The sequence below is a fragment of the Synechococcus sp. HJ21-Hayes genome (assembly GCF_024345835.1).
GTDB lineage: Bacteria > Cyanobacteriota > Cyanobacteriia > PCC-6307 > Cyanobiaceae > Vulcanococcus.
In genome coordinates, this window is the sequence record NZ_JAGQBW010000007.1 from 93,353 (window position 1) to 111,243 (window position 17,891).

The 17,891-nt window shown below is 65.7% G+C and carries 18 protein-coding genes and 1 other RNA gene; 9 read left to right on the top strand and 10 right to left on the bottom strand.

The window, feature by feature from the left end:
- Positions 1 to 7 precede the first annotated feature (7 nt).
- The 3 genes from aroB to recQ all read right to left on the bottom strand — a co-directional run bounded on the left by aroB (position 8) and on the right by recQ (position 3,759).
- Positions 8 to 1,144: a 3-dehydroquinate synthase gene (aroB, locus tag KBZ14_RS07310; RefSeq protein WP_255117657.1), complete on the bottom strand. Its 1,137-nt coding sequence runs from the start codon at positions 1,142 to 1,144 to the stop codon at positions 8 to 10.
- A gap of 72 nt (positions 1,145 to 1,216) precedes the next feature.
- Complete coding sequence (locus KBZ14_RS07315) at positions 1,217 to 1,597, bottom strand: phosphoribosyltransferase (protein WP_255117658.1); 381 nt, start codon at positions 1,595 to 1,597, stop codon at positions 1,217 to 1,219.
- A gap of 266 nt (positions 1,598 to 1,863) precedes the next feature.
- Positions 1,864 to 3,759, bottom strand: a complete 1,896-nt coding sequence (recQ, locus tag KBZ14_RS07320) for a DNA helicase RecQ (RefSeq protein ID WP_255117659.1) — start codon at positions 3,757 to 3,759, stop codon at positions 1,864 to 1,866.
- Between the two features lie 49 nt (positions 3,760 to 3,808).
- Between recQ and KBZ14_RS07325 the strand changes: the two genes are divergently transcribed.
- The 4 genes from KBZ14_RS07325 to KBZ14_RS07340 all read left to right on the top strand — a co-directional run bounded on the left by KBZ14_RS07325 (position 3,809) and on the right by KBZ14_RS07340 (position 6,515).
- Complete coding sequence (locus KBZ14_RS07325; RefSeq protein WP_255117660.1) at positions 3,809 to 4,690, top strand: carbohydrate ABC transporter permease; 882 nt, start codon at positions 3,809 to 3,811, stop codon at positions 4,688 to 4,690.
- A 60-nt stretch (positions 4,691 to 4,750) separates the two neighbouring features.
- Entirely contained in the window at positions 4,751 to 5,998 is a 1,248-nt protein-coding gene (locus KBZ14_RS07330) for a 5-(carboxyamino)imidazole ribonucleotide synthase (protein WP_255117661.1), read from the top strand.
- A gap of 6 nt (positions 5,999 to 6,004) precedes the next feature.
- A non-coding RNA gene (gene ssrS / locus KBZ14_RS07335) (6S RNA) lies at positions 6,005 to 6,187 on the top strand.
- Positions 6,188 to 6,275: 88 nt separating this feature from the next.
- Positions 6,276 to 6,515: a hypothetical protein gene (locus KBZ14_RS07340; RefSeq protein ID WP_255117662.1), complete on the top strand. Its 240-nt coding sequence runs from the start codon at positions 6,276 to 6,278 to the stop codon at positions 6,513 to 6,515.
- 559 nt (positions 6,516 to 7,074) lie between these two features.
- Here KBZ14_RS07340 and KBZ14_RS07345 read toward each other — a convergent pair.
- Both KBZ14_RS07345 and clpS read right to left on the bottom strand, forming a co-directional pair.
- Positions 7,075 to 7,353, bottom strand: a complete 279-nt coding sequence (locus tag KBZ14_RS07345; RefSeq protein WP_255117723.1) for a DUF2103 domain-containing protein — start codon at positions 7,351 to 7,353, stop codon at positions 7,075 to 7,077.
- A gap of 227 nt (positions 7,354 to 7,580) precedes the next feature.
- Entirely contained in the window at positions 7,581 to 7,892 is a 312-nt protein-coding gene (clpS, locus tag KBZ14_RS07350) for an ATP-dependent Clp protease adapter ClpS (RefSeq protein WP_255117663.1), read from the bottom strand.
- Between the two features lie 119 nt (positions 7,893 to 8,011).
- Here clpS and petN point away from each other — a divergent pair, with 119 nt between their 5' ends.
- The 4 genes from petN to KBZ14_RS07370 all read left to right on the top strand — a co-directional run bounded on the left by petN (position 8,012) and on the right by KBZ14_RS07370 (position 10,898).
- Positions 8,012 to 8,113, top strand: coding sequence for a cytochrome b6-f complex subunit PetN (gene petN, locus KBZ14_RS07355; protein ID WP_255117664.1), 102 nt, complete (start codon positions 8,012 to 8,014; stop codon positions 8,111 to 8,113).
- 20 nt (positions 8,114 to 8,133) lie between these two features.
- Positions 8,134 to 8,307, top strand: coding sequence for a hypothetical protein (locus KBZ14_RS07360; RefSeq protein WP_255117665.1), 174 nt, complete (start codon positions 8,134 to 8,136; stop codon positions 8,305 to 8,307).
- A gap of 150 nt (positions 8,308 to 8,457) precedes the next feature.
- Positions 8,458 to 9,582, top strand: a complete 1,125-nt coding sequence (locus KBZ14_RS07365; RefSeq protein ID WP_399210885.1) for a CofH family radical SAM protein — start codon at positions 8,458 to 8,460, stop codon at positions 9,580 to 9,582.
- Complete coding sequence (locus tag KBZ14_RS07370; RefSeq protein ID WP_255117667.1) at positions 9,573 to 10,898, top strand: hypothetical protein; 1,326 nt, start codon at positions 9,573 to 9,575, stop codon at positions 10,896 to 10,898. The genes KBZ14_RS07365 and KBZ14_RS07370 overlap by 10 nt, the downstream gene beginning before the upstream one ends.
- Here the strand turns inward: KBZ14_RS07370 and psb29 are convergent.
- Entirely contained in the window at positions 10,895 to 11,584 is a 690-nt protein-coding gene (gene psb29, locus KBZ14_RS07375; RefSeq protein WP_255117668.1) for a photosystem II biogenesis protein Psp29, read from the bottom strand. The genes KBZ14_RS07370 and psb29 overlap by 4 nt on opposite strands.
- A gap of 87 nt (positions 11,585 to 11,671) precedes the next feature.
- On the opposite strand from psb29, the gene clpP reads away from it, so the two are divergent.
- The gene (clpP, locus tag KBZ14_RS07380) at positions 11,672 to 12,262 is read left to right on the top strand and encodes an ATP-dependent Clp endopeptidase proteolytic subunit ClpP (RefSeq protein WP_255117724.1); all 591 of its coding nucleotides are present in this window, start codon (positions 11,672 to 11,674) and stop codon (positions 12,260 to 12,262) included.
- Between the two features lie 88 nt (positions 12,263 to 12,350).
- Here the strand turns inward: clpP and ftsH are convergent, their stop codons facing one another.
- The 4 genes from ftsH to pyk all read right to left on the bottom strand — a co-directional run bounded on the left by ftsH (position 12,351) and on the right by pyk (position 17,882).
- Positions 12,351 to 14,288: an ATP-dependent zinc metalloprotease FtsH gene (ftsH, locus tag KBZ14_RS07385; RefSeq protein WP_255117669.1), complete on the bottom strand. Its 1,938-nt coding sequence runs from the start codon at positions 14,286 to 14,288 to the stop codon at positions 12,351 to 12,353.
- 84 nt (positions 14,289 to 14,372) lie between these two features.
- Positions 14,373 to 14,693, bottom strand: coding sequence for a DUF1830 domain-containing protein (locus KBZ14_RS07390; RefSeq protein WP_255117670.1), 321 nt, complete (start codon positions 14,691 to 14,693; stop codon positions 14,373 to 14,375).
- Positions 14,694 to 14,842: 149 nt separating this feature from the next.
- Positions 14,843 to 16,072 (bottom strand): ABC transporter permease, encoded by a 1,230-nt coding sequence (locus KBZ14_RS07395; protein ID WP_255117671.1) that lies wholly within the window; start codon positions 16,070 to 16,072, stop codon positions 14,843 to 14,845.
- A gap of 37 nt (positions 16,073 to 16,109) precedes the next feature.
- The gene (gene pyk / locus KBZ14_RS07400) at positions 16,110 to 17,882 is read right to left on the bottom strand and encodes a pyruvate kinase (RefSeq protein WP_255117672.1); all 1,773 of its coding nucleotides are present in this window, start codon (positions 17,880 to 17,882) and stop codon (positions 16,110 to 16,112) included.
- Positions 17,883 to 17,891: the final 9 nt, after the last annotated feature.

Sequence of the window (17,891 nt, forward strand, 5' to 3'; positions counted from 1 at the left end):
CCAGCGCTCAGCCCAAGGCGGCCAACACCGCGCGGATGGTGTCGGCGCTCACGTCGTCACGGATCTCCACCCTGCCCAGCCCGGTGGGCAGCACGAAGCGAACCTTGCCGTCCCGAACTTTCTTGTCCCCTTGGAGGCACTCGAGCACGGCATCGGGATCGAGATCGGGCCAGGCCATCGGCAGTCCGGCGGCAGCGATCACCGCTTTCTGCCTCCTCTGATCCTCCTGGCTCCACAGGCCCATGGCCAAGGACACCTCACCGGCGGCGATCATGCCCAGACCCACGGCCTCGCCGTGCAGGTAGGTGCCGTAGCCGCACAGGGCTTCCACCACGTGGCCGAGGGTGTGGCCGTAATTGAGGATCGCCCGCAGGCCGCCTTCCCGTTCATCGGCCGCCACCACCTGCGCCTTGGCAGCGGCGGAGCGCTCCAACAGGCTCTGCAACCGCTGGGCGCCAACGCTGGCCAGGCTGGCCAGGCCCGCAGCGGGGTCATGCTCGGCGGCGGTGTGCAGATCGGTGAACAGTTCGGCATCACCGATCACGCCGTACTTGATCACCTCGGCCATGCCGGCCCGGAATTCGCGCTCCGGCAGGGTGGCGAGGGTGGCGGGATCGATCAGCACCAGCCTTGGCTGGTGAAACGCCCCGATCAGGTTCTTGCCGCCAGGGTGGTTCACGCCAGTCTTACCGCCGATGGCGGCATCCACCATGGCCAGCAGGGTGGTGGGCACCTGCACCACGGCGATGCCCCGCAGCCAGGTGGCGGCGGCGAATCCCGCCATGTCGCCCACCACGCCGCCGCCAAGGGCCACGATCAGTGACCCCCGCTCCAACTTGCGGGCGAAGGCGGCGTCGTGAATCTGCGCCACCGTGGCGGGGGTCTTCTGGTCTTCGCCGGCCTCGATCACCAGGTCCGTTGCCGCGAAGCCACTGGCGATCAAGCTCTGCAGCACGTTCGCGCCGTAGTGCTGGTGCACCACCGGGTTGGTGACCACCAGCACCTTGGTACCGGCCTTAAAGCCGCGGCCACGCACCTGCTTTCCCAGTTGGTGCAGGCTGCCGTCACCGATCACGATCGGATAGGGGTTGGCGCTCAGGGCCACCTCGATGGTTCGGGAGGGGCACGCGGCGGCAACGGTCATGACGGGTGGTGGGGCGGCCAGAGGTGTTGAGGCTACGGGGGCAGAACGGAGCGATGGCGGGCTCGTCAAGGCTCAGCTGCGTGAGGCGCGGTAGCGCTGCTCATCAGCAGATGCCCCTGCGCCACTTTCCCAAGGAAATACGATCCACTCACTGGAGTCAGTGATCTCCACGGCTTGCCACCACTGGGGCTCGGCTTTGCTCACCCACACCACCACCTGGCTGTTTTCCAAGTGCTTGTAGGGCCCCAAGGTCAGCCCGGTTTCGTAGACGTCATCAACCACGAGACAGCCCGCCCTGGCCTCTGCCAGCAGGGGGAGCCCCAGGCGGTGGCTGAGGGCTACGGCCAGCACTAGTCCGCCGCGGGGGATGCCGAAGATCCCGTTGAAGCCTGAGGACCCCGCAGCGATCTGTTCCACGGCTTGATCAAAGGCGTCCCAGGTGAGGTTGCGCATTGATTGGGGTCGATCCCTGAACGATCGCCATGGTCGCAACAGCGTGGCTGGTTGCGGGAGTGTCGCGCGTTCTTCGCCCAGGGTCCGAGCGCTTGGCCCCAGCTCCATATCGACCCAAGGCCGAGGCGCATGAAGAACCAGCCGCAGCTTGACAAACCTGGGCGCCTGGTTGGCGGCGCCATAGTCCGAGGGATCAAACAGGTCGCTGCGATTCGCGGGAGGACTGAGCCTGCTGGCCACGCTGATCGAATCCAGCGACCTCTGCGTCATCTGTTCATTGGCCCATGGTCACGAACCACACCCAGTAGCTGCTCGCCGTAGCGCTCCAGCTTGGCGGCCCCGATGCCGCCAACAGTCGCCAGCTCGTCTCGATCGCGGGGCCGGCGGGCCGCCAGCTCCATCAGGGTGCGGTCGTGAAACACCACATAGGGCGGCACTCCCTGGAGCCGTGCCTGCTCGAGCCGCCAGGCCTTGAGCACCGTTACCAGCCCGTCATCCACCTCCGCTTCGCCATTGCCACTGCGATCCCAGTGGGTTGTGCTGCCGCGCCGGCGCTCCCGCTGCGGGGGCGGTAGCGGCAGCTCCAGGCTGATCTCGCCCCTGAGCAGGGGCCGCACCCGCTCCTGCGGACCCAGTTGCAGCCCACCCTTGCCCTCGGGCACGGGCTCCAGATAGCCCAGTCCTGTGAGTTGGCGCACCAGCGTTCGCCATTGGCTGCGGTCGAGCTCGCGGCCGATGCCATACACGCTCAGGTCGTGGTGGCTGAATTGGCGGATCTTCTCGGTGCTGCCCCCCAGCAGCACATCCACCACGTGGGTAGCGCCGAAGCGCTGGCCCGTGCGCACCACGGCCGAGAGCAATTTCTGGGCGGGCACGGTGAGATCGGCGAGCTGTTGTGGCTCCAGGCAGCCATCGCAATTGCCGCAGGGCTCGCCCAGCTGCTCACCAAAGTGCCGCAGCAACACCTGGCGGCGGCAGCCGGGAGCCTCCGTGAACCCCAACAGAGCATCGAGCTTGCCGTGCTCAATGCGCTTCTGCTCCTCGGGAGCGGCTGAGTCGTCGATGAAGCGGCGCAGCTGGGGTACATCGCCGGGGCCGTGCAGCATCCAGGCCACCGCCGGCAGGCCATCGCGGCCTGCCCGCCCGGTTTCCTGGTAGTAGGCCTCCAGGCTCTTCGGCAGATCCACGTGGGCCACGAAGCGCACATCGGGCTTGTCGATGCCCATGCCGAAGGCGATGGTGGCCACCACCACCACCGCGCCGGTGCTGCCGCCGCTGCGGAACAGCTCCAGGGCTGCCGAGCGCCGGGCGGCCTCCATGCCGGCGTGGTAGCCCACCGCCTCGAACCCCGCCGCCTGGAGCTGGCTTGTGAGGCTGTCCACCCGGCTGCGGGAGCGGGCGTACACGATGCCGCTGTGGCCCCGCTGCTCCTGGAGAAAGGCCAGCAGCTGCTGGCCGGGCTGTTCCTTGGCCCGCAGCAGATAGCGGATGTTGGGCCGATCGAAGCTGGCCAGAAACACCTGGCCGCTCTCCAGCTGCAGGCGTTTGATGATCTCGGTGCGAGTGCGCGGATCAGCCGTGGCGGTGAGGGCCAACCGCGGCACCCCTGGGAAGCGCTCGGCCAGCACGCCCAGCGCGATGTATTCGGGCCGGAAATCGTGGCCCCACTGGGAGACGCAGTGGGCCTCATCAATGGCGAAGAGGCTGGGGGGGCGTCCCCCGGCCACGCCGGCCGCCAGGCGTTCCAGCAGATCCCCCGCGAGCAGCCGCTCGGGCGACACATAGAGCAATTGCAGACTGCCCTCCTCGAGCTGGCGCCACACCGCCGCAGCCTCTTCAGGGCTCAGGCCGGAATGGAGGGCAGCGGCCAGCACGCCCGCCTGGCGCAGCCCGGCCACCTGGTCGTCCATCAGGGCGATGAGGGGCGACACCACCACCCCCAGCCCCGGCCGGCACAGGGCCGGCACCTGAAAGCACAGGGACTTGCCGCCGCCGGTGGGCATCAGCACCAGGCCGGAACCACCGCCTCGCACGTGGCGCACGATCGCCTCCTGGGGGCCACGGAAGGCGCTGTAGCCGAACACCCGCTGCAGCACCTCCAGCGGTTCGGCATGGTTCGCCCCCGCGGCAGACCGGCTCACCACCTTGCTGGCTGATTCCAAGAGATCTCCCACAATGGCCGCACATCGCCCAGCCGGCCCCTGTTTGTCCATGCCAGCCACCACCCGCAGTGCCACCGCCTGGGGCTTCCTGGCACCGGGCCTGATCCTGATCGGACTTTCGGTGCTGATCCCCGCGGCCATGGCCCTGGTGATGAGCTTCACCCAGAGCGGTCTGGATGTGAGCGAACCGCTGCAGTTCGTTGGTCTGGCCAATATCCGCCGTCTGCTGGCGGATCCGATGTTCTTCAAGGTGCTTGGCACCACCCTTCTTTATCTGGTGGGCGTGGTTCCGCCAGTGGTGCTTGGGGCCCTGGCCCTAGCGGTGCTGGTGAACCGACAACTCCCGGGCATCCACTGGTTTCGGGCCGCCCTTTACACGCCGGTGTTGGTGTCGATCGTGGTGGCGGCGATCGCTTTTCGCTGGCTCTATGCCGAAACCGGCTTGATCAACGGCTGGCTCAGCGCGCTGCTGGGGCCGGCCTTTTCGCCGATCGGCTTCCTCACCAATCCCCTGCTGGCGCTGCCCTCGGTGATGGTGGTGACGCTCTGGAAAGGCCTCGGTTACTACATGGTGATTTTTCTGGCTGGCCTTCAGGGCATCTCTCCGGACCTTTACGAGGCCGCTGAGCTGGATGGCAGCGAGGGCTGGCGTAAGCACCTCGACATCACCCTGCCGTTGCTGCGGCCCTACCTCACCCTCGTGGCCGTGATCTCCGCCATCGCGGCCACGAAGGTGTTCGAGGAGGTGTACCTGATGACCCAGGGCGGCCCAGCGGATGCCACCAAGACCCTCGTGTACTACGTGTACGACCAGGCCTTCGCCGAACTGGAGATCAGCTACGCCTGCACTGTTGGCCTGGCTCTGTTTGTGATCGTGCTCCTGCTCAGCTTGGTGCGCTTCGCCTTCGCCGGCGACAAAGGTTTCAGCTGACCGGCTTGCCCCTTCTGAAGCCCCTAGAGATGCGATGGTGGTTGATTGACCTGCCGGCGCATGGGCGCTTCGATCGGGATAGTGGGGGGAGGCCAGCTGGCCTGGATGCTGGCGGAGGCTGCCCAACGGCGGGGTGTGTCCCTGCAGGTGCAAACCCCCAATCCCCAGGATCCTGCCGTTGCGCTGGCATCCGGCGTGGTGCAGGCGGATGTGCGCGATGTGGGCGCCACCCGGAGGTTGGCCCAGGGCTGCTCCGCCATCAGCTTTGAGAATGAGTGGGTGGATCTGCAGGGCCTGGCTCCCTTGGAGGCGGAAGGTATTCAGTTCGTTCCCTGCCTGGATGCCCTCAAACCCCTGGTGTGCAAGCGCAGCCAACGGGAACTGTTGCAGCGGCTGAATCTGCCTTCCCCGCGCTGGATTCCCCTGGATCTGGTGCAGCAGAAGCAGCCCGTTCCAGAGCTGATGCCGCCGGTACCGACGGGTGCTCCCAGCGGTGCTCCTGCCCCAGGCCCTGCTGTGCAGTTGCCGGATGGGTTCGCCTTTCCGTTGATGGCCAAGGCTGCCAGTGGCGGCTACGACGGCAAGGGCACCGCCCTGCTGCGTTCAGCCGTGGAGCTAGAGGCCTTGATGCAGCGGGTGGACGCCGGGAACTGGATCCTGGAGGAGTTCGTGAGCTTCGACCAGGAGCTAGCGGTGGTGGCTGCCCGGGACCGCCAGGGGGAAGTGGTGTGTTTTCCCCTGGTGCAAACCCATCAGTACCAGCAGGTGTGTGACTGGGTGCTGGCACCGCTGGAGGCGAACCACGGCCTGCAGCAGCGGGTGCGCAACATTGCCGCCTCGCTGCTCACCTCTCTGGATTATGTGGGCGTGCTCTCGATTGAGTTCTTTTATGGGCCCAGGGGCCTGATGGTCAATGAACTGGCGCCCCGCACCCACAATTCCGGCCATTTCTCCATTGAAGCCTGCAATCTCAGCCAGTTTGATCAGCAACTGCTCGTGGTGGCCGGTGAGCAAGCTCAGGAACCAGAGCTGGTGGTGCCTGGTGCCTTGATGGTGAATCTGCTCGGCTTCGAGGTGTCCGACAGTGAGTACGCCCCCCAGCGCGAGGCGCTGAAGGCCCTTGCTGATGCGCACCTGCACTGGTATGGCAAGCAGGGAGCGGCCCCCGGCCGCAAGCTGGGTCACATCACCGTGCTGCTGCGCGAAGCAGAGAGTGCCGCTCGCCGCCAGGAGGCCATGGCACGCCTTGAGCAGGTGAGGCAGATCTGGCCCCTACCGCCTGGCCCGGATCCCCAGCAGGGGGCTTAGGATTGCGCTGGGCTGCTGTGTTGGTGACTGCCTTCTACAGTTTTCTGATCTGACTCCCTTTTCGACTTGGGGCGTCTGTCGCGACAGTGCCGTAGACCGGCCTCGTAGCCGGAAACGAATCTCCGCTCTGACTCCCCTTCTGGTTTATCCAGGTCGGAATCTGGGGCAACACGGCACGGTGGTCCATCCTCTTCCAGTGCAATGAGTCCTGTCAGTTCCGAGGGTTGGACGGACTGGCGAGTGGACTGACAAACGGTCTGACACATTGACGCACGACATGACCAGATCCTTTGCCCTCGCTGTGGCTGTTGTTGCGCTTGGCGTCTGTGTGGTGCCTGTCCGGGCCATCAGCCGTGATGACGCCTGTGCGCGCTTTGCCAGCAAGCTCAGCGACGCAGTGAAAGCTGGCGACACCGCCAAGGCGCAGCAGGTTTACAGCGTTGGCAGCCAGCGCATCGCCAGCCGCTTCAACGGAGCCACTTGCCCCAACGTTCAGCCCCCGGCCAGCGGCAACTAAGGCCACTCCTGGAGAATGCGGTCGAATAGGACCAGTCGGTCTCATCGGTGAAGATCCCCAGTGGTTGGTAGCGGGATCCGATCTTGCCAGCAAGTGGCTGCTGGCCAAGCTGAGCACCGACGTTCAATTTGGGTATACGGCTAAAGCTCAGGGAATTTGCTGCATTGCTGGTGGGTAATTTCAATGGATTCTCTTTCCCGCCAGCGCAAAGCTCTATGGCATTGTCGGGAATACAGGTGCCACGGCGTGAGCGATTCACGACAATCAAAAGGCCGTTCGGGGGTGGTCAGACTTTGGACATGTGTTGGGATCAGTTCTCTCCACGTTCAGCGGATTTACCCCACATCGTTAATGCTTTTCATGGTTAGGACTGTTGGGTTCATGGATGATCAACCATGGAGATCTTCTTCTTGGTTCTAGACTGGTTTCTGTTGCTGTATCTCTTGGTTTGAGCTGTCTTTGAATGGCGTTGCTCAGTTGCCCATAAGCCCCGCTGTGTGTTGACCCTGTTCTGATGTCTTGGTGTGCCAGCCTTTGTTCGCGTCCACGGGTAAAGACCTCAGTTCTGCATGGTCTGCGCGATGAGGGCTTCCAGGCCGGCTTGATCCAGGCCGGTGACCACGAACACTTCCTGGGCGCTGCTGCCTCGGCGCGCCACCAGCTTCCAGCCTCCGGTAATGGGAATGGATACCCGTAGGCGAAGTTCCGGCGCTCGGCCCCTCACCCGGGAGATCACGGCGGGGGTGATGGTGTCGATCTCGGGGCTGCGCACCAGCCGCCGGAGCAGTGGGATCAGCCCGTCCAAGTAGGTGCTGTGGGTGATCACCAACCTGCCCATGGTTTTGCCGTGGTATGGGCTGGCCAACCCTAGGGAACCCTTCAGAGCATGCCGTCCGCTCCACCTTGTCCATGGCTGCGCCAGCCCTACCCGATCGGCGCCACGCCCTGATTGGCCAGCGCCTACCGGATCATCAGCTTCGTGTTGGAGGCTGAGCAGCAGAGGTTGCATACCCGGCCGCTGTTCCAGTTGATGCACCGTTCCCGCAACGGTTGAGGGTTTCCGCTTCAGCCCCGCTCCAACGGCGCCATGGTGAGGCCTTCAGCCCCGAGTTGTTGGTGGTACAGCTCGGCCTGCTCGAGGGGGCCGCTCCACACCACGGCTGAGCCCGTGGAATCAATCCGGTGGGCGAGATCCCAGGCCTGGTCTGGCTGCATGCCGGGGATGTAGCGCACCAGTACCTCCACCACGTGCTGGAAGGTGTTGTGGTCGTCGTCCAGCACGATCACCCGTGCTGTGGGGTAGGGCTGCTGCAGCAACTGGCGTTCCATCACGGCCTGCCCACCGGGGTTGGAGGACGTGCTTTGAACTGACTGCACGGGGGTCTTCAGCACGGCTGGATGACGGTCAACAACAGAACAAGGCATCGAAGAGGTGGCCTGGGCCCTCTCAGGGCCTCAAGGCTGGGTAAAGTGCGCCCACACGAATTTCTCACGCCATGTTGATCACCGTGGGTTGGGCCTCCCTGGCTGCTCTGTTCACCTTCTCGATCGCCATGGTGGTGTGGGGCCGCAACGGCGACGGCACCCTTAACTTCTGAGCCCCCTGGCAGCGGCTGCTGTGACCGATCTCGCCCTCACTGGCAACAACGTGTTGGCGATCGTGGCCACCTCCTTGCTGGTGTTCGTTAGTGGAGGTGTGATTTATCTCTCCACGATCGAGTGGCGGGATCGCCGGCGCCGCCAGCAACCGGTGCGGATGGCGACGAAAGCCGGCACCAAGGCCCGCCGGTGATCACGAGCCTGTGAGAGCTCCGCTTTGACGCCCTTGCTCCAGGCCGATCGGCCAGAGCCGCTGGCCCAGTGGGCCTGGCAGGAGGCAGGCGAGCTGTTGGTGCCTCCCCCCTCCGAGGGCCATCGTCCCGGGGCAACCTGGAGCCCCGAGCTGCAGCAGCAGCTGGATGTTGCCCTTCGCCGGGATCCGGCTTCGCATGATGCGGCGATCCTGGCCTTGCTCTTGCTCGAGACGCCGCCCAGTTCCTCGTTGCGCCAGGCGGCTGATGGCCTCCGCGAGCAGCTGGTGGGTGACGCGGTGACCTACGTGGTGAACCGCAACCTCAACTTCACCAACCACTGCCTGCAGCATTGCAGCTTCTGCGCGTTCCGCCGGGATCCCGGTGAGGCAGGAGCCTACTGGCACTCCTTAGAGCTCCTCCAGGACAGAGCAGCGGAGGCCCAGGCCCTCGGGGCCACGGAGCTTTGCCTGCAGGGCGGCTTGAATCCTGAGGCGCGGCTCCAAGGCTCTGCCCTTCATTACTACATTCGGCTGCTGACGGCCTGCCGTGATGCGGCCCCCGGGCTGCATCTGCATGCCTTCTCTCCCCAGGAGTTGCTGTTCATCGCGGAGCAGGACAGGCTCCCCCTTGCGGAGGTGATCGCAGCCCTGAAGCAAGCCGGCCTTGGTTCTGTTCCGGGCACGGCCGCCGAGGTGCTCAGCGAGCGGATCCGGCGCCGCCTCTGCCCTGAGAAACTCACGGCCCGCCAGTGGTGTGCCGTGATCCGCGAAGTGCATGCGGCCGGGCTGCCGAGCACCGCCACGCTGATGGCTGGCCATCTTGAACACCCTGCCGACCGCGCAGCTCACCTGCTCACCCTCGTGGCCCTGCAGCAACGGGCCTGGCAGCATCAGCAGATGGGTTTCACCGAGTTCGTGCTGCTTCCCTTCATCGGGGCGTCCGCACCCGCCTCCCTGCGTCAACGGGTGGGACGGGATCAGCCCGATCGGGAGGCGATGCTGGCCCTCACGGCCCAGGCGCGGTTGCTTTTGGGGCCCTGGTTTGTGAATCACCAGCCCAGTTGGGTGAAGCTCACTCTGGAGGGAGCCACAGAAGCCCTGCGCTGGGGGTGTAACGATCTCGGCGGAACGCTCATGGAGGAGTCGATCACCACCATGGCTGGGGCCCAGGGCGGCACCTGCCAATCGCCGCAGCAACTGGAGCAGGCGGCGCGCTCCCTGGGGCGGCCCGTGCGGGTGCGCACCACGCTGTATGGGGCACCGGTATGCGCGTGAAGCTCAGCAAGCTGCCCCTGCGCTTCACCATCCTTTCAACGGCCGTATTGGTGGTGGCTCCAGCCCTGGTTCTCGGGCTGTTTCCCCGTAGCAATGCCTCGGGCCTGGACCGGCTGGTGGGGGCTGCCGCGATGGTCCAGAGCTTTGCCTCGGCGGCGAACCAACCCGTTCCTCCCCTCTGGCGCCAGCGCCTGGGCGAGGCCTCTGCCCAGCGGCTGTGGCGCCAGCAACGGCGCCTGTGGTGGCAGTTCTGGGGGGGGCATGGGGATGCCGGCGCCTACCTGGTGCTCAATGCCCCAGCCAACCTCCCCCTTCCTGCCAATGGCCTGCGGGTGGATGATCTGCTGGTGGTGGCGCCCGACCCCTTGGCGCGCCAGTTGCTACGGGATCAGCTCAAGGTGACCCGCCGAGCCCCTCGGGGCATGGAGCAGCGCTGCAGCACCCAGTTGCGTCAGCGGGAGGCCGTGCTCTGGAACGGCACGGCCCTGGGCCAGATGTTGGGCCCCCTCGCCCCCGTGGTGCAGAGCGTGCAGCACGGTTGCCTGCTGCTGCGTTCCGAGCGGCAGGCCCTGCTCTGGCAGGGAGAGGCGGATGCCACTGAGGGGCTGCTGTCCCGAGCCCCCACGCCGATACCGGAACCGGTGTTGCAACCCCTGCCCGCACCCCTATTGATGGAGTTGCAGGGTCGGCGCCTGGATTTGCTCACCCGCGGACTGCTCAGCAGCCAGTTGGTGCGCCAATCCCTGGCTCAAACCTATGGCCTCGGTCCGCAGCAGCTCACGCTTCTGGAGCGCACACCCTTCCAGTTGCGGCTTAGGGCCGTGCCCACGGGTCGTTTCCAGGCAGGGCTCGAGCTGCAGGTGCCGGTGGGAGCGGATCGCAGCCGGTGGGGGTCCCTGCTGGCCGGCCTGCGCAAGGCGCTGCTCGATCAAGGGCTCATGGAGCAGGAGCTGGGCCCTACCGGCCAGGCCCTGCAGGCGCCAGGGCCGGCCACCACGGCGCCCACCAGCACCTGGAGTCGGGAGGACGGCATGGTGGTGGGCGGCTGGCGCTGGTTCCAGGCGGCTGGCGCCCCCCAGTTGCTGCTGTTCCTCGGGCCCGTGCCCACCCAGGCCTCGGTGTCAGCCACTGTTCCCCAGGCCGATTGGCGTCTGCGGCTGCGCCCCCAGGCCATGCTGAAGGCCTCGTTGCTGCCTGAGAGCCTGCCCCTGGTGGTGAGCCGATCCGCTGAGCTGCAGCTGCTGGGGCGCACGGCCAGTGGCCGTGCTGGCGAGCGCCAGAGCGCCCTGGCGGGGCGCCTGGATTTGAAGCCCTAGTTGGCTTCCTCTGCTGAAGAACCCTGGCTCAGGGCCCGCTCGCGGCGGCGCCGGTCGGCGGCCAGGGTTTCCTCCACGAGTTCCACGGCTTGGGCCATCTTCTCGATGTTGGTGGCATAGAGGCCCAGGTCCTTGTCCACCCGGTCCTTGATCAGGCCCATGGCCTCCCCGATGTCGTGGGCGGCGCTGCGCAGGGCCTGGGGGTCGAGGGCATCGGAGCCACGGGCGCTCTGCAGCAGGCTCAACAGCCCCACGGCCACGAGTCGTGAGTAGTGGAAGTCCGAGCGCTGCACGCCGGAGAGCAGGCCCGCGATCGGGGCCGGGGCACCCTCGCCCCGGTTCGAGAGCCAGCCCTTCACCTCCTCGAGGCTGTGGTGCCCCACGCTGGCCACCGCATCCGCGGCCATCTGGCGCAGTTGAGCGGGGTCAAAGCCATTGGCGCTGCAGAGGGCGGCGAACAGGGGGTCGCGTTGCTCGTCGGGGCGGTAGCCCTTGGACAAGCTGTCGAACACCTGGGTGAGGCCCACGGCGAACAGGCCATCGGCCTGGAAGCCCTTCTGGTGGCTCAGCAGGTGCAACTCCACCAGCAGTTCGTCCACCAGGCGGCGGTAAAGGGGGGCGATCACATGGGGAAACGCCGCATGAAAGGCCCGCTTGCTATCGGCAACGGTCTGGCTGGCGCCCACGCTCAAGGGTTCAAGGTGGGGCGACCCTAGCGCTGCAGATGCCCCACCCTCAGTAGGATCCGCAAAGCTGCTGCCTGCTCCGTGTCGATGATCCCGATCGTGATCGAAGAGTCGGGCCGAGGGGAGCGGGCGTTCGACATCTATTCCCGGCTGCTGCGGGAGCGGATCATTTTCCTGGGCGAACCGGTGACAGCTGAATCCGCCAACCGCATCGTGGCCCAGCTGCTGTTCCTGGAGGCGGAAGATCCCGACAAGGACATCTTCCTCTACATCAATTCCCCCGGTGGCTCCGTCTACGACGGCCTAGGAATCTTTGACACCATGCAGCACATCAAGCCTGATGTGCAGACCGTCTGCGTGGGCCTGGCCGCCTCCATGGGTGCCTTCTTGCTCTGCGCCGGTGCCAAGGGCAAGCGCAGCAGCCTCACCCACTCGCGGATCATGATCCACCAGCCCCTGGGAGGCGCCCGCGGCCAGGCCAGCGACATCCGCATCCAAGCCGACGAGATTCTGTATCTCAAGAAGAAGCTCAATCAAGAGCTCGCCGACCGCACGGGCCAGCCCCTGCCCCGCATCGAGGAAGACACCGACCGCGACTTCTTTATGTCGCCGGCCGAGGCTGTGGAGTACGGCCTGATCGACAAGGTGATCGACAAGCGCCCCGTACGGCCTGTCTGAGCCCATGCTTCCAGGCATCATGAGGTCATGAAAAAAGCCCGCGGTTCACACCGCGGGCTTTCTGTTGGTCTTGCAGGTCCAGGCCAGCTCAGGCCGGTGTGGGGCTGGCAGCACGCTCAAGAAATGGCGAGAAGCGTTCCTTCTCGGGGATTTCGGCGAACTCGGCCACGATGGCGCGGAATTCGTCGCCATCAAGACTCTCCTTCTCGATTAGAAGCTCCACCACGCGATCCATGCACTCGCGGTGTTCTGCCACGAGTTTCACGGTGTCGGCGTAGCAGGTCTGCACGATTTGGCGAACGGCATCGTCGATCTTGCTGGCCAGACGATCGGAACCGTCGCTGCGGGTCATCAGGTCACGGCCAAGAAACACCTCCTGATTGCCCGCCTCGAAGGACACCTGACCCAGATCGCTCATGCCGAAGCGGGTCACCATCTGACGGGCGATGGAAGCCACCTGCTGAATGTCGCCGCCGGCGCCCGTGGTGACTTCGGCGTAGCCGAACACCACATCCTCGGCGGCACGGCCACCGAGGGCACCCATGATGCGTGCCCGCAGCTGGGCGCGGCTCACGAGCATCTGTTCTTCATCGGGGGAGAACCAGGTGAGGCCTTGGGCCTGGCCGCGGGGGATCAGCGTCACTTTCTGCACGGGGTCGTGCGCCTTCACCAGGGTTCCCACCAAGGCATGGCCCACTTCGTGATAGGCAATCAGGCGCTTACTGCGGCCATCGGTGAGGGGTTTGCCCTCCATGCCGGCGATGATCCGGTCCACGGCGTCATCGATTTCGGCGAGGGTGGTGGCCTCCTTACGGCGGCGCGCCGTGAGGATGGCGGCTTCGTTGAGCAGGTTGGCCAGATCGGCGCCGGAGAAGCCCGGGGTGCGGCGGGCGATGGCCTCGAGGCTCACGTCCTCGGCAAGCTTCTTGTTGCGGCTGTGCACATTCAGGATCGACAGGCGCCCTTTGATGTCGGGCACATCCACCTGCACCTGGCGGTCGAAGCGGCCTGGGCGCAACAGGGCCGAATCGAGCACATCGGCCCGGTTGGTGGCGGCGATGATGATGATCCCACTGTTGCCCTCGAAGCCGTCCATCTCGGTGAGCAGCTGGTTGAGGGTCTGTTCCCGCTCGTCGTTGCCACCGCCCACGCCGGCACCCCGCTGGCGCCCGACGGCGTCGATTTCATCAATGAAGATCAGGCAGGGGCTGTTCTCCTTAGCGCGCTTGAAGAGATCGCGCACGCGGCTGGCGCCCACGCCCACGAACATCTCCACGAACTCGGAACCGGATAGGGAGAAGAAGGGCACACCCGCTTCACCGGCAATGGCTTTGGCAAGCAGGGTTTTGCCGGTACCTGGAGGGCCCACCAGCAGCACACCCTTGGGGATCTTGGCTCCCACGGAGGTGAAGCGCTCCGGGGTTTTGAGGAAGGTCACCACTTCCTGGAGATCTTGCTTGGCCTCCTCCACACCAGCCACGTCGTCAAACTTGACGCCCGTTTCCGCTTCCATGGCGAAGCGTGCCTTGGTTTTACCGAACTGCATGGCCTGGCCAGGGCCGCCGGGCATGTTGTTGGAGCGGCGGGCCAGGAACACCAGGGCGCCGATTAGCAGCAGTGGGAACAGCAGGTTGCCCAGTAGTCCAAGGGCTGGCGGAGCATTGCGGGGCGGATGGATATCGAAGCTGATGCCCTGATCCTTGAGCTTGTTCACTAGCTCGGGGGCTAGGCCAGGCAGATCCACGCGCAGCCGCTGCACGCGGTTGTCGAGATCGGGATCCACAGCCTCAACCACGGCGCTGCGGCCACCGTCAAACACGTCCACGGCGGTCACGCGTCCCGCATCGACGTAATCGAGGAAGCGCCCGTAGCTCATGCGGGCCACCGCCGCATTGCGGGGGGCCACCGTGGGGCCAGCGGCGCTGAAGCGGCTGCTGCCGCTATTGCCAAGCACCTGCCAGCCGAGGAACAACGCCACGCCGATGGGAAGAACCCAGAGGGCGATGGTGCGCCAGCGCTGATTCATGGCAGTGGAAATCCGGATCTGGATGTTTAACAAGTGTAAAGCGAGCCCTCGCCGATCCGGGGCTGGATCCACTGGAGGTGAGTGCTACACGGCTTCCTGCCAGTCCGCCGGCTCGCGGCTGTTCTCAGGATCGGGCGCAATGCTGAGGGTGCGGGGGGCCGTGCCCGTGGGTGCGGTGGGTTCATCGGGCTCGAGCGACAGCTGTTCCACCGGCAGGCTCTCCATCAGCTCAGGCCCGCCCAGGCCGTGGGTCCAGATTTCCACCACGCTGCCGGGAGGCGCCAAGAAGCTGAGCAGCTCGAAGGGGAACACCACCCGTTCGAGAAAAAACTCATCCGGGCCGATGCAACGCACGATCACCATGCGATCGGTGCCGTTGCGGTAGCCGCAGGAGAGCTGGGCCAAGGGAATCAGTCCTATGCAGAACAGCTAATAAACTCACCTGTGGGCTCCGTGATGGTTGCATCCAACACGGTTTAGGGGACCCGAGCGCTTCTTAAGCTTTTCTTTCTGCTGGTTTCGACATTTGCGGGGCCTGGCGGGAGTGGCCTGCCCTAGAGGCTGCGCAGGGCCGTGATCGGGTCGAGCCGGGCCGCACGGCGGGCGGGCAGCACCCCGAAGATCAGGCCGATGGAGCCGGAGAGCCCCACGGTTACCAACACACTCACGGTGCCAATGGCAGCGGGCAGGGGGGTAAGGGCCCCCAGGGCCGCCACGGCCGAGAGGCCGAGGGCACTGCCGATCACCCCGCCGAGGCTGGAGAGCACCAGGGCCTCCACCAGGAACTGGGCCAGAACGTCGCTGCTGCGGGCGCCCACGGCTTTGCGCAGCCCGATCTCCGAGGTGCGCTCACTCACCGACACCAACATGATGTTCATGATGCCGATGCCGCCCACCAGCAGGGAGATGGCGCCGATGGCGCCGAGCATCAACGTGAGGCCTCCGGTGATGGTGCCCACGATCGAGAGGGCGTCCTGTTGAGAGCGCACGGCGAAATCGTCCTCCCGGAGGATGTTGTGGCGCTGGCGCAGCAGGTTGGTGATCTGGAACTTGGCCGCACCGGTGCTCGCCTCGTCCTTCGCCTCCACGCTGATGAAGTTGAGGCTGACGCCGTAGGTGGGATCCCGGCCTGAGAGCTTGCTCACCATGGTGGAGAGCGGGATGTAGGCCGCCTCGTCCTGGTTCTGGCCGAACACGGCGCCCTTGGGGGCCATCACGCCGATCACCTCGAACGATTGGTCGCGGATGCGCAGGGTTTTGCCGATGGCCGATCCCACCGGCAGCAACTTGGTGCGCAGGTCGGGACCGATCACCACCACGTTGCGGGCCGCCTCCAGATCGCGCTGATCAATGAAGCGCCCCTGGGCCACATCAAAGCGGCGAACCGTGATGAAGTCCGGCGTGATGCCGGAGATCGTGGCCGTGGAGCTCTTGGATCCCGCCTGCAGCACCGAGCTCAGGGTGATCTGGGGCACCACCCGCTTCACGCTCGGCACCTGCTCCGCGATGGCCTCGGCGTCTTCCAGCACAAGGGTCTTGGGGAAGTCGATGCCCTGGCGGCGGCTGTCGTTGTTGCCGGGCACCACGAACAGCACGTTGGCCCCCAGGGTGTTGAGCTGCCCCTCGGCCAGGTTCTGGGCTCCCTTGCCCACACCCACGAGGGTGATCACTGAGGCATTGCCGATCACGATGCCGAGCATCGTGAGCAGGGATCGCAAGCGGTTGGCCTTGAGGGTATTCAAGGCCATCCCCACGGTTTCACGCAGGGGGAGCTTGGCGGCCATGGGGGCTCCAGAACGGGGCGGTGGTGCCGGTGCTAGCTCAGCGGGAGGCCATGGTGTGGTTGCGGGCACCGCGATGCACCACGCCCTCACGGGTGTCGAGGGTCACCAATTCACCGTGGCGCAGGTCGGCGGTGGCGTTGGCAACGCCCACGATCACAGGCACACCGAGCTGCTGGGCGATGGTGGCCGCGTGGCTTTCGGCTCCACCCACCTCGACGATCACGCCCCTGGCCTTGCGGATGGCGTCGACGAAATCGGCGGTGGTGTCCTTCACCACCAGGATCTCGCCGCTCTGCATGCCGGCGGCCTCTTCAGGGGTGGTGGCCAGGCAGACCTTGCCGCTCACGGAGGTGCTGCCAATGCCCAGGCCACGGCCGAGGACGGCACTCACAATCCCCACCTTCACCAGGTCGGTGGAGCCGCTGACCCCCGGCAGCGTGCCGGCGGTCTGCACCACCAAATCGCCCTCCTTGAGCACACCCATCTCCTGGGCGAGGCCCATGGCAATGGTGAAGGTGCTGGTGGCCGAGTTCTCCTGCTGCACCAGCAGGGGGTTGACGCCCCACACCAGCTGCATGCGGCGGGCCACATCCACTTCACTGGTGATGGCCAGAATCGGGGTGGAGGGGCGGAACTTGCTCACATTGCGGGCAGTGGCGCCACTCTTGGTGAGGGTGAGGATGGCGGAGGCCTCAAGCCGGCGGGCGATGGAGCTCACCGCCTGGCTGATGGCGTTGGGGATGGTGGAGGCCAGCTGGCTGGTCTCGCTGCGGTGGGGATAGTCGCGCTCGATGCGGCGGGCGATCTGGCTCATGGTGGCCACGGCCTCCACGGGGAAGTCGCCCACGGCGCTTTCGTTGGACAGCATCACGGCGTCCGTGCCATCGAGGATGGCGTTGGCCACATCGCTCACTTCGGCACGGGTGGGCCGCGGGCAGCTCACCATCGAATCGAGCATCTGGGTGGCGGTGATCACCGGGATGCCCAGGGCATTGCACTTGCGGATCAGCTCCTTCTGCAGCAGCGGCACTTCCTCGGCGGGCATTTCCACGCCGAGGTCACCGCGGGCCACCATCACCCCGTCGCAGAGGGGCAGGATTGCATCGATCTGATCGATGGCTTCGAACTTTTCGATCTTGGCCACCACCGGCGTGCTGAAGCCGTGGCCGGCGATCAGCTCCTTGATCTCCAGCATGTCGGAGGGGTTGCGCACGAAGCTGAGGGCCACCCAGTCCACCCCCTGCTTGAGGCCAAAGGCCAGATCAGTGCGGTCCTTGTCGGTGAGGGCGCGAATGGAGAGTTGAACGTCCGGGAAATTGACGCCCTTGTTATTGGAGAGCACGCCACCCACGGTGACGGTGCAATAGAGGGTCTGCTCGCCCTGGTCCACCCGGTCCACCACCATCTCGACGCGGCCGTCATCCAGGAGGATGCGGCTGCCCGGAACCACCTCATCGGCCAGCCGGTCGTAGGTGACGGTGGCAATGGCCTGACTGCACTCCACATTCCGTGAGGTGAGGGTGAAGGCATCCCCTTTGGCCACGGTGATGGGGCCGTCCTTGAAGCGACCCAGACGGATCTTGGGACCCTGCAGATCTTGCAGGATGCCCACGTGGATGCCCAGCTCGTGGCCCACCTGGCGGATGGTGGCGACCCGGGCAGCGTGCTCGGCGTGGTCGCCGTGGGAGAAGTTGAGGCGGAAAGTGGTTGCTCCGGCCTCAATCAGCGCGCGCAGCTGCTCGGGAGATTCGGTTGCAGGGCCGATGGTGGCCACGATCTTGGTGCGACGCGTGAGATCGGGCAGGGCCATTCGGCGGGG